This window comes from Pelodictyon luteolum DSM 273 (assembly GCF_000012485.1).
Classification (GTDB): Bacteria; Bacteroidota; Chlorobiia; order Chlorobiales; family Chlorobiaceae; genus Chlorobium; species Chlorobium luteolum.
The window spans coordinates 29,921-46,170 of the sequence record NC_007512.1 but is presented as its reverse complement, the minus strand read 5'-3'; the positions used below and the strand labels follow the sequence as shown (position 1 = coordinate 46,170).

The window sequence follows — 16,250 nt, the reverse complement described above, 5'->3', positions numbered from 1 at the left end:
CGACCCTGATGCGTTCAACAGCAGCAGGCAGTTTTGGCCGAAAGACTGTCGTAGAGAGGGCTCCAGGTGTTTGCCTGCTGAGCAAACGGCGCCTCGATGTAGCGGCAGAAGTACAGCGCATTCATTGCTGCCGGTTCGTCGCCAGCCTCGAGAGCCCGGAGCGCCTTCCGCCCGGATGCGGCTGCATCCTGGCCTGTAAGCTGGGCCTGCTTCCAATAATTGATGGCCTCGCGCCTGAACGAAATGGCGCGACCGAGGGCTTCGGCAGACTTGAGGTTCAGTACCTCTTCGCCGCGCGGGCCGAACGTGACCGCCCATCCGTTTTCCGCCCACTTTTCCGAGGCGTCCACGGCCCGGGTGATCCGGGCTATGAGTTCTTCGTACATGGTTTTCCTGTTGTCCATATCCCGCCGCAATGAGGGCGGCGGGATCGGGTGTTGAGGGTTACAGACCATCACCCATGCCCATCTGGATATACCCGGAGGGGCAGACCAGCGAGCAGAGGTGGCAGCCTACACATTTCACATAGTCGGTTTCCACCTTCTCCCCCGAGGGGTTGTCGCGGTGGCGGAGCACAGCTTCCTGCGGGCAGAACGAAACGCACTGCTTGCAGTCGAAACAGAGACCGCAGCTCATGCAGCGCTCCGACTCGGCCTTCACCTGCTCGGGAGAAAGCGCCTCGAGCAGTTCGTCATGATTGCCCACGACAACGTCCAGCTCGCGGTTCACCCGTGTGGCGGGAGCTACCGGCAGGAAGTAGAGAAGATCCTGCTTCTGGGCCTTCGTCACCTCGCGGCGCACCGGCTCGGGAAGCGGTTCGCCTTTCAGGAAGGCATCGATAGACTCGGCGGCTTTGCGGCCGTGGCCGACTGCCGTCGTGATGAGATCCACTTTCAGGGCATCTCCACCGCCGAACACGTTTTCACGGCCGGGGATGCGGAAGTGGCGGTCGACCTTCATCCAGGGACCGGAGCCAATCACGCCGTCAAGGCCGCTGAAGTCGGTTCCCTGGCCGATGGCGGCAACCACCATATCGGCATCGATATCGAAGGTCTCGCCGGTGCTCTTGTAGCGGAGGAACGGGATCGGGGAGTTCCACCCCTCTTCACCCTTCTCCTTCTTCACCATCTTCGAGCAGCGGAGTCCACGGACAGCCTCGCCGTCGCGCAGAACCTCGACGGTACCGCTCATATAGTGGACCGTCGTGCCTTCACGGACTGCGTCGAGAAACTCGTTGTCAAAGCAGGCCATCTCCTCGCGGGGAACGCCCGAGACAAGGATGGCTTCCGAGCCGAGGCGGAGGGCGAGGCGGGCCACGTCCATGGCCACGTTGCCGTCACCGATGACGACCACCTTCTTTCCTACCGGCACGTCATCACCCATCACCTCGTAGTTGCGGAGGAACTCGATAGCGTTTGTGGCCGACAGGCTGCCCTCGAATCCCGGAACGGGAAGTGAGCGGCCGACCTGGGCGCCGATGCCGAGAAACACGGCGTCATACTCTTTTTCAAGCTCGGCCTGCGTGATGTCACGTCCGACCCTCACCCCCATCTTCGTCTCGATGCCGAGGGCGGTGATGCGGCCGATTTCAGTTTCAAGAACCTTCCTGTCGACCCGGTAGCCCATGATGCCGTAGAGCACCATGCCGCCGAGTTTCTGGTTGGCGTCGTAAATGGTGACTGCGTGTCCCATGCGGCGTAGCTGGTAGGCGGCAGAGAGCCCTGCAGGGCCGCCGCCGACCACAGCAACGCGCTTTCCGGAATCAGGTCCCGGAGCGGGCAGCTGGAGCCCTTTTTCGATGCCGTAGTTGCCGATTGCCTGCTCGACCGCGTTGATGGAGACGCTTCCGTCATGGTACTGGCGGTTGCAGCCCCCCTGACACGGGTGCGGGCAGATCCTGCCCATGACCGCAGGGAAGGGGTTGGTGTCGACAGCCCTTTGCCAGGCCGCCTTCATCGGATCATCTGAAGGGTCAACACCGTTCAGGAGCCGATTGATGCCCCTGATGTCCTCGCCCGCAGGGCACTCGGCCGAACAGGGCGGCGTCTGACGCACATACACCGGGCACTTGTGGCTGTGATCCCCGAACGCAACGATCTTATCCTCACCTGTCAGCTCGCTGTAGGCGGGAAACTTCCAGTTCGTCGCGAAGTCAAGAATTGGATTTGATTCTACCTGCATGAAAGTATCTCCTTTGGCTAAAAGCGGACATGGGCCGACTGGTTGAAGGTGGTTCTCGCGTGACGGTAGCTGTCGATCATGTCCTCATCAAAGGTGAGGCCCGTCTCTTCGAAGAACCGCTTCCATCCGATGCGGTTGATCCATTCGCCGACGCGCTCCCAGGGGCGGCCGCCTGCCTTGTATGCGGTGAGGATCCTGCCGACTGCATCGGTGACCTCGGGCCAGCGGGGCGGATTGTTGGGAAGATTGTGGGCGACGATGCTCATCGTCGAGGGTTTCGAACGGGCGTTGCTGTTCTTGCCACCGACCCAGATGGCGAACTTCGAGTGCTCGGGGTGGTTGATTTCCATTGCCGGGCAGGCGCCGAAGCAGGCTCCGCAGCAGATGCACTTGGCCTCATCGACCATCAGCGAGCGCTTCCCGTCGACCACGGTCGGACGGATGGCGGCGACCGGGCAGCGGGCGACCGCTTTGGGCAGCTCACAGACCATCGACAGATGCTCATGGTTGATGCGCGGCGGACGGGTATGTTTGACGACAACTGCGATATCGGCCTGGCCTCCGCAGTTGATCGAGCAGCAGGAGGTGGAGAGGCGCACTTTGTTTGGCATCTCCATGTGCTTGAACTCGTGGTAAAGGGTGTCCATCATCGACTTCACAACGCCGGAGGCGTCGGTCGCCGGGATGTCGCAGTGCAGCCATCCCTGGGTGTGCGACACCGAGGAGACGCAGTTGCCCGCTCCGCCGACAGGGAAGCCCATCGACTCGAGCTCCTTGATCATCGGCTCTACATTGTCCGGATTCGGGGTCAGGAACTCCACGTTGTTACGGACCGTGAAGCGCAGATGGCCGTCACTGAACCGGTCAGCGATTTCGCAGAGCCTGCGGACCATATCGACCGTATCCTGGCGCGGGGTCCCCGCACGGACGGTGTAGATGGCGTCTCCGCTTTCGGCCACGTGCTTGAGCACGCCGGGACGGGGGATTTCATGGTACTTCCACTTGCCGTAGTTTTTTCTCACCACAGGGTGAAGGGCCTCCTGGTAGGTATGGGGGCCTGACTCTATGGTCTTCCAGGTTCTTTCAGGACTGCTCATGTTGATTTCCGTTCTTGTTTTGCCTGTCGGCCGCCGGACTCATGCCCTCGCTCCGCCCGCCCCCCGGAAGGGGACGGGACGGGGCCCCGGGGGTGCGGCCGCCTCTTGGTTGTTGGCTTAATTGACTGTTTAGGGCCCCTCTTAGTATTTCGCCTTGAAATAGGGGTTATCGCGGGGACGGGCAACCTGGTTGATGTCGACGTCGATACCGACACCTTCGAGGAACTGCTTCAGCCCGACACGCTCGATGCTTTCACCGATGCGCTCGTGGTCGAGCCCGTTGTCATCCCACCAGTCGATGATCTCCTCGACCAGCTCCATGAAAGCTTCGCGATCCTCTTCCGTCTCCATTTTCATGAAGGGAATGATGAGCGAGCCCATGTTCACGCCGACCTTGAGGGTGTTTTTTCCGCCCATGAGCAGCGAAATGCCGCGCTCTTTTCCAGGAGACAGCGCCTTCGGCATGACGTTCAGGCAGTGCATGCAGCGCACGCAGTCGCGGGACTCGATCTTCATGCCGCCGTTCTCAAGCGAAATGGCCCGGGTCGGACAGAGGTTGATGACCTGGTTGACCAGTGCGTCGACGCCGTTCTTCTCGATCCATTCCTTGACTGCAGGCTCCTCAACCTGAATGGCATCCTTCCAGGTGCCGATGACGGCAAGGTCGGAGCGCATGATGGCGTTGGTGCAGTCGTTCGGACAGGCCGAGAACTTGAATTTGATCTTGTAGTTCCATTCCGGACGATGCAGCTGGCTTACAAAGTGGCGCAGCGCATGCAGATGGAGCTCGAGGTTGTCGTAACAGGCCTGTTCACAGCGGGCAGGTCCCGCGCACGATACTGCGGTCCGCATGCCGGCGCCGGCGCCGCCGAGATCCCAGCCTTTTTCGTTGAGCCTGTCGAAGCACTCCTGCACCTTGTCCTGCTCGATGCCCTGGAGCATGATGTCACCGGTCTGGCCGTGCAGGGTGATGATGCCGCTACCGTACTCCTCCCAGATGTCGCAGAGTTCGCGGAGCATCTCGGTGTTGTAGTGAAGCCCCGGAGCGGGCTGAATGCGCATGGTGTGGAACTCTGATGCCTCGGGGATCTTGTCCTTGATCATCGAGTACCGCGTGATGACGCCGGCTCCGTAACCGTCGACAGTCACCAGTCCGCCTTTCCAGTATCCCATCTTGGTATTGTAGGAATACTCAAGCTGGTCCATCACGCCGCGGAGCATCGGCTTTTTCGTCCGCTCCGCAAGCTCCTTGAAGCCGCCGACGAAACTCGGCCAGGGGCCGTTTTCGAGTTCATCAAGCATCGGCGTGGGGTTCAGGAACTTGTCACCGCACCCGCCGCCGGAGTGTCCGCACTGATGCGATCCGCATGAACCCGCACCTTTCGCTTCTTCCATTTTTTCTCCTCCTTTAATGTCTCTGTAGATTGAGGCCGATGGCCGTTTTTGCTGTTGTTTACACGCAGCCGGTCGGCTTCGGAAGCCCTGCTACCTTACAGGCCTGCAGTGCAGGTCCTTTCGGGAAGAGTCCGTAGAGGAACTCGCTGGCTTCTTTCTTGTCGATACCCTGTTCAGCAGCGATGGCCTTGGTGAGCACTTTGACGGCAGGAGCGATCTGGTACTCGTCATAATAGTTCCTGAGGAACTTCACGAGCGCCCAGTGCTCGTCTTTCATATCGATCTCTTCGCCTTCGGCGAGTTTGCCGGCGATCTCCTCGGTCCAATCTTCAAGATTGACGAGGTAGCCGTTCTCGTCAGTTTCTACGGTGACTCCGTTGATGGTGATGCCCATGGTCCTCTCCTTGTGATAATGTTTGTTTGAAAAGAATGACTAGAGTTTCGAACTCATTAATATAACCATATAGTTATATAATTAAGCAAGGGGAATCGATTTTCCAAATCCGGGCTGCATTTTTTCTATCCGGACCTGCTTAACCAAAGACAAATATAACTATTCAGTAATATAGTTAGCAAAACGGGAGGTGATTTACAAGCTCTCTAAGGATTTTTTTATCCCTACCGTGAAAAAAATTCAGCAGGAACACTACCGACATACGGAGGGAGCCCGTTTTCAGGCAGATGTGGTCGTGCAGGAACGGCTGGAAGATCGAAACAGGGCGGAGAGGGACACGAACGTTTCCGCCCATCCGGGAGTCGCAACAGCATGGATGTGAGCGTATGAGGCAAGCAGGTTCCCCTGGAGAATCCCGTCATAATCCCCGCTGATGCCGGTCCCACGGACCACATCGAACTGCCATTGGGGACGTCCGTTGATGGCAACAGCCTTTGAGTAATGGAATTCGTGGGCACGAACCCGCTCGCTTTCGCTGAACCACGGCGAGCAATGAAGACTTTTGAGCTCCAGGTAGCCATGACCTGCAGGATGCTTCTGGAAGTCAATTTCCAAAGGGAGAACACCGGCAAGCTGATGCCGTTTCCCGTTCCAGGTGGCTCCTGATGAAAGATAAATGAGGCCGCCGCACTCCGCGTAAAGCGGCATGCCTGATTCCACAGCATGGCGGACGCTGTCGCAGAGGGTGCGGTTGGCTGCGATTTCATCAATAAATGATTCCGGAAATCCTCCGCCAAGATAGAGGCCATCGAGCGCCGGGAGCTTCTTGTCCTTCATTGAGTCGATGAAAACAAGCTCTGCTCCACGATCCCGGAGGGCTTCGAGGTTTTCGGGATAATAGAAGCAGAATGCTTTGTCACGGAACACTCCGATTCGAGCACGTCCGGAGAGCGGAATCCCTGCTTCCGCTTCAGGCATATCTTCGAGAGGAACGGGTGAAGCGGAAAAAAAGATGTTTCGGATGGCCTCCATATCGCAATGAGCGGCAACGGTTTCCGATGCACCTCGGATGGCAGCTTCAGCACCCTCACCGCTTTCGTCAACCGTCGTAAGACCGAGATGGCGCTCCGGAATGACAAGACGTTCATCGACCGGGATGGCGCCGAGCACCGGCACCTTGCAGTAACGCTCGATTGCAAGTCGCTGTTTTTCGCCCTGACGCTTTGTGCGGACCCGGTTGAGCACCACGCCCCTGATGTCGGCATGCGGCTCCATCTGCTGCATGCCCATGACGATTGCGGCAATGCCGCGCCCGGCACTCAATGCGTCGACGACGAGCAGTACCGGTGCCTTGAGCATTGAAGCCAGACCAGCACTACTGTCAGATCCGTCAAGAGAAATGCCATCGTGGAGGCCATGGTTGCCCTCGATGAGGTTGAGGGCCGCCGAACCCCGGAGGGCGTAACGCGAAAACGACTGCAAGCAGCCGTCCTCGCCCATCATCCAGGGATCAAGGTTGTGCGATTCCTCTGCACCGGCCAGGCGGTGCCATGCCGGATCGATGTAGTCGGGCCCCTTCTTGAAGCACATGACCCTGTCGCCCGCAGCGGAAAGGGCGTGCGTCAGAGCAAGCGTAATGGTGGTCTTGCCGGAACTCTTTCCGGGCGCCGACACCATAAGCCTCCCGATCACTGCTTCATTTTTCTTCACGGGCATCTCTTATTTTTTGCGGATGAAGAACGTGTGGGTTCCACCGTCCTCGGTATGTTCGACGACCTCGTTGCCCGTACGGTTGGCCCAGGAAGCCATGTCGTTCACGGAGCCGGGATCGGTGGCCATCATCTTCAGCACCTCACCGCTCTGGAGCGCGTCGATGGCTTTTTTCGTCTTGAGGATCGGAAGGGGGCAATTGAGACCCTTGCAGTCCAGTTCTGTTGCGGCAGCGATTGCGCTCATGAGAGTTTCTCCTTGTTTGTTGTTATTGATGTCAGCACTAGTAAATCTTCAGTTCCCGGCTTTCGGCGGCATCTGGTCCGGTCTTAGGCGGCTAAGAAAAAAGCTGTCAGCGTCGTTTGTCCCCACCACCGCGCCATCGGCGTCGACGAGCGGCTCGTCATAGTCGTTCCATCCCCGGAGTCCGGTGCGAAGAGAGCGGACATTCAGGAATCCGAGCCGCTGCATGGCATATGCGGCAAGCACGCTCCGTCTTCCGGAACGGCACACCACAACGATTTCCCGGTCACGGCCTGCCGCCAGTTCCGGCAGCGTATCCTCGTACCCCCATTCACAGGCAGCCTCAAGTATCCCCCTCGGGACACACACGGAACCCTCGATGTGCATGGCCTCAAACTCATAGGGCTCCCGCACGTCGACGATGAGGAGGCCGGGGACCCCGGCCATCCGCTCAACGAGATGCCAGGGCATGATCTCCTGCACATCTGGAAGACACTCTTCGACCAGTTCAGAAAGGGTTGTCATAGGGTTCAGTTGTGAAGTGGCCCTCAGATAAAGAGCGAGATGTCGGCATCGGCTGCATATTCGAGGAAGGTGGCTGCACCGCCGTACTCAACACCGTCGATGAATTCTTCTTTCGAGAACCCGAAAACCTCCATGGTCATCTGGCAGGCTATGAAACGCACGCCGGCCTCCTGGCACATCTCACGGAGCTGCTCGACGGTGGCCACACCTTTCTTCTTGAAGGTCTCCTTCATGAGTGAGGTGGCCATGCTGTCAAAGCCCGGGATATTGCCGGAAATGATGTTCGGCACCGGCCAGTTGATGGACTGGAAATCCTTGCTGCCGAACGGCATCTTCATCGGCATGGCAGGGTTGGTGTGCGGAGCCACCTTGGCGTCAATCTCCTTTTTGAGAAGCGGCAGACCGTAAAAGGTGAAGAATACCACTGCTTCCATATCCATAGCCGCGGCCGTCGATGCGAGGATGAAGGGAGGGTAGGCCCAGTCAAGGGTTCCCTGTGAAGCGATGATCGCCAGTTTTTTTGTTTCAGCCATGGTGGTCCTCCAGTGTTGAACGTGGTTGGGTTGTTGCGGAGGGAGGGCATAACCCACCGCTCCCCAATAATAACTATATAACCGAGTAATTATATAGATGATAATAAAAGCGCAGGTAACCACCAAAAAAAAGGTGGCTTTTTTAAGGGGGCGGCCACTTACCGCACGAGCATGCCTGTAGCTGCAACGAGCAGGATAAGCACCTGGAGAAGAGCGATGACGCCGAAGATCGGGCGTTTTTCCCGGAAAAAGGCGGGTGCGGTTACCAGCAGACAGACGACCGGGATCATGCAGATCATGATGATGGCCAGATAACTCAAAGCCTCCCCTCGCAGAAAGCTCTCCGGGCTTGCCATGAACGACCATCCGACAGGGGCGTTGAGCTTTGCCTGCATGACCGATGCCTTCAGGTGCCAGTTGGCGGCCATGTCCGAAATCGTGACCTCTTGAGGAAGCAGAAGAAAAACATAGGCGGCATAGCTGCCTCCGAGGAAGAGCATCCCGAAGTGCGACATTTTGTCGAGCACGCCGGCGTATGCAAGCTGCTCGTTCTGGACCGGCGGCTTTCCCAGTGTATCCTGTTTCATATCCCGAATCCCTTTAAGAGTGAACGAATTCCGGCCACCGCAAGCATTGTGACCACGATGACGCGGACCGACCCGGTGTTGACTTTCGTCAGGAGCTTCGCTCCGATTTTTGAACCGAGCATCATGCCGCCGATTGAGGGGACGGCGATCAGCGGAAGCATGGCGCCCTTGAACATGTAGACCCAGGCGGCCGCCGCCCCGTTGATCGAGAGCACCAGGCCGCTCGTGGCTACTGACACCTTGAGGGGCACTCCCATGAGGAGGTTGAAGACCGGCACGTTGGCAAAACCGGCACCAAGGCCGAACATCCCGCCGATGAAGCCGATCATGAGAAAAAAGACGAGACTCAGCGGCGTGCGGTGCACCTGCCAGGAGATCTCTTCCTTTATCGACTCTTCATAATAGATGCCAGAAATGTGCAGGGCTTTTGAGAGGGCATCAGGCACCTTCACTTCGGGGTAGCCGGACTTCCCGGAGAGGAACCATGATGGTAGCGATGGCGACGATGACGATGCCGAGCAGCAGCTGTACCGTCTCTGCCGGAAGCGAGAGGCCAACCATGGCACCGGCAATCGAGCTCACCGAACCGACGAGAGCCATGGGGAGGCCGAGCTTCAGGTCAGCCAGCCCCTTGCGCATCAGAGGCGCGCCTGCAGAGATGGCGCCTGAAAGCGCGACCATCAAACCCGCCCCTCTCACATAGTCGAGATGAAAAGGAAAGAAGCTGCTGACGATGGGGACAAAGAGCACCCCGCCGCCGACACCCGCAAGCACAGCGAAAATGCCGAGGACAAATGAAAAAACGAAGAGCAGAAGCACCCATACCCACCATGCGGCCTCAAAGGCCGCTTCCGGCCCAGCAGCCAGCAGCGTGGAGGGAATTAAAAGAAGCAGCAGCGCAAATGCGGCTGCGGCGCCTGCGGCCACGGAAAGAGTCCTGGTCGGTACCGGCATAACTGAAACTCCTGTAGTCGATGAAAAAATACGTTAGCTCGAGGCCCCCCTGGAGGGGCAGCGGCAGGAGGGGAGACCAGCCGCTGCATTTCGGGGGTTATTTCCCCTCGTTCAGGTAGAAGGTCTTTTCCTCGGGACGGAACGGACGGTTCAGCCAGAGCGGACGGCGGAGGCCGCCGGGTCCCGGGGCCGGCCTCGTCATGGCGAGCCACTCGCGATAGACGGCCTGTGAGCGGTCGGTGTCGACGAACACATCTCCGTACTCATCACCTTCATGCGCGGGCTCGATGCGGACCTTCTGGTGCCAGCAGTGCATGCCGCTGATCGGATCGGGGTGCACGGGGAAAGTGATATTCTGATGAACACCGCCGTCGCTCCAGAAGATCCTCGATGTATCGGCATCGGCGCTCTCGTGCGCCTGCACATCCTTCTCAACCCGCATCTTCCACTTCGAGCCACCCTCCTTGGTGATTTTCACGGTATTGGCCGCCCAACGGTTGCATGAAGCATCCTCTTCACGCCGCCAGCGGCCTATGTGGTGAGAACAGGCAAGCACGCCGGGGCGTATGCCTTCAGTCACAAGGGCGCGGTTGATGAAAAACCCTATGTCCGTGTTGACCCTGATCAGCTGGCCGTTTTCCAGTCCGAGCATTGCGGCATCGGTGGCGTTCACCCAGACAGGATTTCGGTGGGCGATTTCAGCAAGCCACTTGGCGTTGCCGGACCGCGAGTGGATGAGCACCGGCAGGCGGAAAGTCGGTACAAGCACGAACTCGCCTTTGCTGTGGTCCATCTTCTCCTCATGGATATGGCTCTTGATGTAGCCGGGAAGCCGGTATTCGGGCCATTTCCAGTCGACCATGGTCTGGGAGTAGAACTCCTGCTTGCGCGAAGGGGTAGGGAACCCGGTGCAGGCTTCGCCTTTTACTTCCACGCCGACAGCCTTGCCGTTACTGGTGATGAGGCCGCTCTCGGGATTGACTTCGGCGCCCTGCAGCTCAGTTGGTGAAGGGGATTTCCGGTTCACGTCATAGACCTTGTTCTCAATCTCGAATGCACCGAACTTCTGCATATACTCGAAAGCTCCGAGCCCCTCTTTTGCTGCAGCCTCGGTGAGGCCGGGTGTGTGCTCGAAGATGTAGCGGTAGTACTCACCGATCGTAATCTTCTCTCCGGGACGGTAGGGAGAGGTCACATGCTCTCGGATACCGAGGCTTCCGTCGGGGTCGATGCGCCAGGTGAGCTCGATCCAGAACTCGTCCTCTTCCCATACCTCGCCGGGGTTCGCCTCCCAGGTGAAGGTAACCGGCTTGCCCATCTTCTCGCTTGCGACCCTCAGCACCGGCTGACGGAACGCAATCCACTTACCTGCATGGGTTTCATAGCTGATGATGTCGTGGCGTTCGGGCGAGTGGCCCATCGGCAGTACGTAGTCGGCAAAGTATGCGGTCTCGCTCCAGGTCGGGGTGAGGGCCGCGTGCATGCCGATCTTCGATTCATCCTCAAGCGCCTCGATCCAGGAAAAGCCGTCGGGATAGGTCCATACGGGGTTGAACACCCTTGTGAAGTATACGTCGAGCTTTCCGCGGCCCTCCTTGAGGAAGTGCGGAAGCAGGAAGCTCATTTCAAAATGAGCAAGCGGGTACTCGTTCGGAAGGTGCAGCTCGTTCCAGTGGGTCTGGGGCTTCGGGCTGGCTGGCACCGTCGGCTTGAACTTGTTCCATGCGCTCGGTGCCGTGCCACCGACGGTGCCGACGCTGCCGGTAAGAACATTGAGGAAATGGAGGGTTCGCGACACGGCCCACCCGCCGAGGTTGCCACTGCTGGCACTGCGCCATACATGGGTGGAGAACTGCGTACCGGCCGCGCCAATCTGGCGGGCGACGTCGATGATCGTGGCGGCAGGAACGCCGCTCTCTTTCTCGGCATACTCCGGAGTGTACTTTGCGTACTCTTTGGCAAGGGCCTCGATAAACGCCTCAAACGAAACCTGTGAGCCGGGATATTCGTTGGCAAGGTACTCTTTCCAGTTCACCCAGTTTTCCAGGTAGTCGCGGTTGTAGAGGCCCTCTTCGATGATCACCTTCGCCATGGCGAGCATCACAGCCGGTTCGGTGCCGGGGTAGGTCGGCATCCAGTAGTCGGACATGCTTGCAGTGTTGGAGAGGCGAGGGTCGAGGACTGCGAGCTTGGCACCTTTCATGCGGGCTTCAACGATGCGCTGTGCGTGAGGGTTGAAGTAATGGCCCGACTCGAGGTGGGCGCTCACGAGCAGAATGAACTTGGCGTTGGCATGGTCCGGCGAAGGACGGTCGAACCCCTCCCAGATGGCGTACCCGAACCGGGCGCCCGAGGAGCATACATTGGTGTGGCTGTTGTGGCCATCGACATTCCAGGCACGGAATACCCACTCCATGAACCCGTCGTGGCCTGGACGGCCGACATGGTAGGAGATTTCGTTGTTACGGCCTTCCATGATGGCTTTGCGCATGCGGCCGGCGATGTCGTCGAGCACACTGTCCCAGCTGACCCGCTCCCACTTGCCTGCGCCCCGCTTACCGACCCGTTTCATCGGGTAGAGCACCCGATCCTGGTCTTCGACCTGGTTGAGGGTGGCGGGGCCTTTGGCGCAGTTGCGCCCGCGGCTCGCAGGGTGGTAGGGGTTGCCGACCAGCTTGCGGATCTTCATGTCCTTCTTGTCCACATAGGCAAGCAGTCCGCAGCCCGCCTCGCAGTTGAAGCAGGCAGTAGGGATGAGCATGTACTCGTTCGACTTCCGCTCAGGCCAGCTTTTCGAATCATACTCCACCCAGTTGTCCCATTTTTCAGGGGGAGGGCACGCTACTGGAGGGCCTTCGATGGGCATCGGGACTGCGCCGGTCGCGGTATCGCTGTGCAGGTCAGCAATAATGCCGACCTTTTCGGCAAGGGTCTCTATGACGGTTGGTTTATGCTTGTAACTCATGCTTGTCGCTGCTCCGGGGTTAACTTAATGAGATTGTCTGCGGGGCCTTGACCCATACTTTTTCGGTGTAGAAAACGCCGGCGAGGGCGAAGATGGAAGCCACGGCGAGGGTCAGTGAGCCGGTCGGCACAAGGACTGCGAGAAGAGGCAGCAGGTTGCCCAACAGGACACTTCCGAACCAGAAATCGTTCTTCAGGCTTCCGCTCCTGATCGCCTCGGCGGCACGTTCGGCACCGACGGACGGGTGGCGGCCGTAAAGCTCCGTTGCCATAACGAGGAGATGAAGAACGAAGGCGCCGGTGAGCACCATTCTGAGCTGCCCGGCAGCACCCTCATCGATCCCGGTGAAGAGAGAGAGAAGCGCCATGGCTGCGCCTCCGGCAATCACCGAGTTCAGGAGCATGTGCAACGACAGCATCGGGCTCTGCCAGAAGTCGCGGCCCTTGGCAGATCCAAAGAGGAATGCAGTATATACCGCAGTCAGCAGCGCCATGGCGGCACCGCCCCAGAGACCAGCAGAAGCAAGCATCGGAAGCGCAAGCCAGGTGCCGGCTCCCCAGAGGGCGAGGAATGCTCCGTAGCCGGTGATGGTGAGGCCGCCCCGGACGAGCCACGAACCGAACTGAGGGCGGAGCATGACCGAGGTAAAGCGGTCAGGACGGTCGAGATCCTTCACGAGGAAGGCGCCGGTCAGGGCGAGGAACACTAGCGAGATCGCCCAGAGCCCCCACTGCATGGCGGGAGAAAGCGCAGCGTCCGGCATGAGAGCGAAGGCAAAAAGAAGAAGGAATGCACCTGCAGACACGGCCTTCGACCATACATATGCAGGAACCTCCCAGCCCCAGACGGAGCCCTTTGAGGGAGCATCGTATACCCTGCGGGGAGCTCCGGCTTTCGGTTTCGCGCCGTGCGAACCGACTGCAGACCGATCGGGAACACCGTGGCCTTCACCGTGCACCGCATGCTTGGCGAAGTGGCCGACGCCGCGCGACTGGGCGCTCCACATATAGGCGTCCTCTTCGGGTGCCTGGAACGGATCAAGCGAAGCGCCGTCGCCGTTGATGTAGAAGACATTCGGGCCTGTCCCTTTTTCCGGCTTGCGGACAACAGTGCGCTCGTTTGCCACCAGTTTGGAGATTTCACTCTGAGGGTCATCAAGATCTCCCGAAATGATCGCCTGCTGAGGGCAGATCACAGTACAGGCGGGCTTCAGGCCAATCTCGACCCTGTGCGAGCAGTAGCTGCACTTGGCCGTGGTCTGAGTCTCGGGATCGATGTACACGGAGTTGTAGGGGCATGCCTGAGCACAGGCCTTGCAGCCGATGCAGCGGCGGGAGTCGAAATCCACAATCCCGTCAGGCCGCTTATGCAGTGCTTCGACAGGGCAGATATCCACGCAGGGGGGTTCCTCGCAGTGGTTGCAGCGCAGCACGGTAAAGTAGCGGCGGGTATCAGGGAAGGTCCCCTTCTCCACATACTTCACCCAGGTCCTGTTCACGCCTAGCGGAACCTGGTTTTCTGATTTGCAGGCAACGGAGCATGCATGGCATCCGATGCACTTGCGGGCGTCAATGACAAAACCGTAATTCATGAACTGGTTTGTTCTAAGTATTATGAAGGGCCATGCGCCCTTGCCTCAGGCATGCGCCCGGCAAAGACGGAACACGGGAGATCAACCTCTTCGTCGTATCACTATATAACCGAATAGATATATAATAACATAAGAGAGCCATTCTCCAAAGAATATTCGGAGGAAAGGCGTACTTTTTCTCAAGATTCGCCCGCACCCGGCAGCGTCCCCTTCGGAAATGAGGATTGGCGGGGTTCATTTTTTGAACATTACTCCCGTTTTGCTAATATGCGGGCTGGCCGGGCATCATGCCCATCCCGCAACCACGACTTTTTTCAATCAATCAAATCCCTTGCACCAATGAGCGCACACGTCTATAAGAAAATTGAGATCGTAGGATCCTCCGCCACCAGCATCGAGGAAGCCATCAACAACGCAGTGGCCAAGGCCGCTGAATCAGTCCGCAACATCCGCTGGGTGGAAGTCCTGGAGACCCGCTGCCATGTCGAAGACCAGAAGGTCGCGTACTTCCAGGTGACCTGCAAGATCGGCTTCACCCTCGACTGAGCACCTGAACCGTTCATCCATTACGCATGAAGGGCGCCATAGGGCGCCCTTCTGCATTCAGATCCTCAGCTGATCCAAGGATATCAATCCTGCCCGCACTCAATCAAAGATTATGGACGAGGTTGAAGGACCAGTTCGCCTGGCTGTGGGAGATGACCATACCCTCGCCGTTCGTTTCAGTGACCTTGGGAGCATAGCTGAATGCTGCCCCGACCTTGGTATCGTCAGTCACGCGGTAACCGAAACCGCAGGTATAATGATCCTTGGTGATGGCGGGGAACATGGGGTTGAGGTAGGCATCAGGCACCGGGTTGGTAGACAAACTGGCTCCTCCGCGAAGTGCGAGCCTCTTAGTGGCCTTATATTCCACGCCAATTGAGTAGACGGTCTGGTCGCGCCAGTCCTGTTTCATGCTCATGTCAAGGGTCTTGCCTGCATAGGCGCCGTTTGCCGTGGTGTTGTCGGCAACAAAGGTGGTGGAGAATTTATCCATCACGCTCGACCAGTCGACGTACTTTATGTCGCCGGCAATCATCAGGCGGTTTGTGGGGTGGAGGGCAACGCCTGCAGCGAAGGTTGCCGGCCACTCGAAGTCATTGACCTTTATTTTTCCAGACACCTCCTGCGTTCTAGCGGTATTGTCGACGGTATTGACGACTGTAAGCTTTGCATTGCTCGACTCCAGATCAGACATCATCGTCTGCGAGTGGTATGTTCCGCCGATGGTGAGCAGCTTGCTGAGCTTATGGGTGAATCCGAGCTTGAAGCCCGTACCGTAGCCGACCGCACTGCCGATGAACGGAGTTCCATTAGAGAAGTCGTATCGGACGTAGTTGAGTGTCCCTTCAGTCACCGTCGGGAGCATTGAGCCGCCGGTCTCCATCATTCCGAAGTGCATACCGTCCATATCCATCTGCAGATCCATGCTGGCCCAGACGAAGTCGGCCGATACGCCGATGGTGGTGTTTTCGGTCAGGTTGTAGGCAATCGGGAACATGACACGGCCAACGCCGACTTCAGAGCGGATATCCTTACCGCTTAGAAGGATTGGATCATTAGCGTCACTAGCGTCACTATATCCACCTTGATAGAGCGGCGAATCGTTCCCATAGTCGGTACCCATTCCACCCTGACTGAGCACAGCAGCACCCCAGGTGATATTTCCATCTTTTTGCATATACGAGAGCGACGGCATGTAAAATCCTGTTGCTCCGGACTCATCTGTCATCCCGCTATAATTAAGGTCTACATTCGGGTGCAGGCCCCTGATACCAATACCGATCTCGCTGACGCCATCTTTCATGTAGCCCAGCGTTGCCGGGTTGTTCATGACTGCTGAGTTACCGGTATCAAACGCCATGCCGGCACCGCCCATGGCGTGTGATTTGGCGCCGTACCCTTCGAGGTTCATGCCGTTGGTTGCCATCGCCGTCGAGGTACAGCAGACTGAAAGCGCGATGGCCGCACCTGCAAATGATTTTCTGAACATAATGCTCTGGTTGTGGTTGTGATTGTGGTTGCTCTTTTAA

Annotated in this window: 14 protein-coding genes and 1 pseudogene; 1 reads left to right on the top strand and 14 read right to left on the bottom strand. The window is 58.3% G+C overall.

All coding sequences use genetic code 11. The annotated features are described in order from the left end of the window. Positions 1-14: 14 nt before the first annotated feature. The 13 genes and pseudogenes from PLUT_RS00195 to PLUT_RS00135 all read right to left on the bottom strand — a co-directional run bounded on the left by PLUT_RS00195 (position 15) and on the right by PLUT_RS00135 (position 14,175). Positions 15-386, bottom strand: coding sequence for a hypothetical protein (locus PLUT_RS00195; RefSeq protein ID WP_041463953.1), 372 nt, complete (start codon positions 384-386; stop codon positions 15-17). Positions 387-444: 58 nt separating this feature from the next. After that, a complete protein-coding gene (locus PLUT_RS00190; protein ID WP_011356804.1) occupies positions 445-2,181 on the bottom strand; it encodes an NAD(P)-binding protein in 1,737 nt (578 codons plus the stop codon). Between the two features lie 17 nt (positions 2,182-2,198). Beyond that, a complete protein-coding gene (gene dsrB / locus PLUT_RS00185; RefSeq protein ID WP_011356803.1) occupies positions 2,199-3,278 on the bottom strand; it encodes a dissimilatory-type sulfite reductase subunit beta in 1,080 nt (359 codons plus the stop codon). A gap of 141 nt (positions 3,279-3,419) precedes the next feature. After that, positions 3,420-4,673 carry a dissimilatory-type sulfite reductase subunit alpha gene (dsrA, locus tag PLUT_RS00180; RefSeq protein ID WP_011356802.1) on the bottom strand — a complete coding sequence of 418 codons (1,254 nt, stop codon included), beginning with the start codon at positions 4,671-4,673 and terminating at the stop codon, positions 3,420-3,422. A gap of 58 nt (positions 4,674-4,731) precedes the next feature. Beyond that, positions 4,732-5,067, bottom strand: coding sequence for a TusE/DsrC/DsvC family sulfur relay protein (locus tag PLUT_RS00175; protein WP_011356801.1), 336 nt, complete (start codon positions 5,065-5,067; stop codon positions 4,732-4,734). A 279-nt stretch (positions 5,068-5,346) separates the two neighbouring features. Then, positions 5,347-6,783 carry a cobyrinate a,c-diamide synthase gene (locus tag PLUT_RS00170; protein ID WP_011356800.1) on the bottom strand — a complete coding sequence of 479 codons (1,437 nt, stop codon included), beginning with the start codon at positions 6,781-6,783 and terminating at the stop codon, positions 5,347-5,349. 3 nt (positions 6,784-6,786) lie between these two features. Then, positions 6,787-7,023, bottom strand: a complete 237-nt coding sequence (locus PLUT_RS00165; RefSeq protein ID WP_011356799.1) for a sulfurtransferase TusA family protein — start codon at positions 7,021-7,023, stop codon at positions 6,787-6,789. Positions 7,024-7,071: 48 nt separating this feature from the next. Beyond that, a complete protein-coding gene (locus PLUT_RS00160; RefSeq protein WP_011356798.1) occupies positions 7,072-7,545 on the bottom strand; it encodes a rhodanese-like domain-containing protein in 474 nt (157 codons plus the stop codon). 23 nt (positions 7,546-7,568) lie between these two features. Then, positions 7,569-8,078, bottom strand: a complete 510-nt coding sequence (gene dsrE2 / locus PLUT_RS00155; RefSeq protein WP_011356797.1) for a sulfur carrier protein DsrE2 — start codon at positions 8,076-8,078, stop codon at positions 7,569-7,571. Positions 8,079-8,236: 158 nt separating this feature from the next. Further along, positions 8,237-8,665 carry a hypothetical protein gene (locus PLUT_RS00150; RefSeq protein WP_011356796.1) on the bottom strand — a complete coding sequence of 143 codons (429 nt, stop codon included), beginning with the start codon at positions 8,663-8,665 and terminating at the stop codon, positions 8,237-8,239. Further along, positions 8,662-9,619: pseudogene (locus PLUT_RS00145) on the bottom strand (sulfite exporter TauE/SafE family protein). Before PLUT_RS00145 ends, PLUT_RS00150 begins: the two are co-directional and overlap by 4 nt. 97 nt (positions 9,620-9,716) lie before the next feature. Next, positions 9,717-12,584 carry a molybdopterin-dependent oxidoreductase gene (locus tag PLUT_RS00140; RefSeq protein WP_011356795.1) on the bottom strand — a complete coding sequence of 956 codons (2,868 nt, stop codon included), beginning with the start codon at positions 12,582-12,584 and terminating at the stop codon, positions 9,717-9,719. A gap of 19 nt (positions 12,585-12,603) precedes the next feature. After that, a complete protein-coding gene (locus PLUT_RS00135; protein ID WP_011356794.1) occupies positions 12,604-14,175 on the bottom strand; it encodes a 4Fe-4S dicluster domain-containing protein in 1,572 nt (523 codons plus the stop codon). A 339-nt stretch (positions 14,176-14,514) separates the two neighbouring features. Here PLUT_RS00135 and PLUT_RS00130 point away from each other — a divergent pair, with 339 nt between their 5' ends. Next, positions 14,515-14,721: a dodecin gene (locus tag PLUT_RS00130; protein WP_041463701.1), complete on the top strand. Its 207-nt coding sequence runs from the start codon at positions 14,515-14,517 to the stop codon at positions 14,719-14,721. Positions 14,722-14,824: 103 nt separating this feature from the next. Here the strand turns inward: PLUT_RS00130 and PLUT_RS00125 are convergent, their stop codons facing one another. Next, complete coding sequence (locus PLUT_RS00125) at positions 14,825-16,210, bottom strand: OmpP1/FadL family transporter (protein ID WP_011356792.1); 1,386 nt, start codon at positions 16,208-16,210, stop codon at positions 14,825-14,827. Positions 16,211-16,250 lie beyond the last annotated feature (40 nt).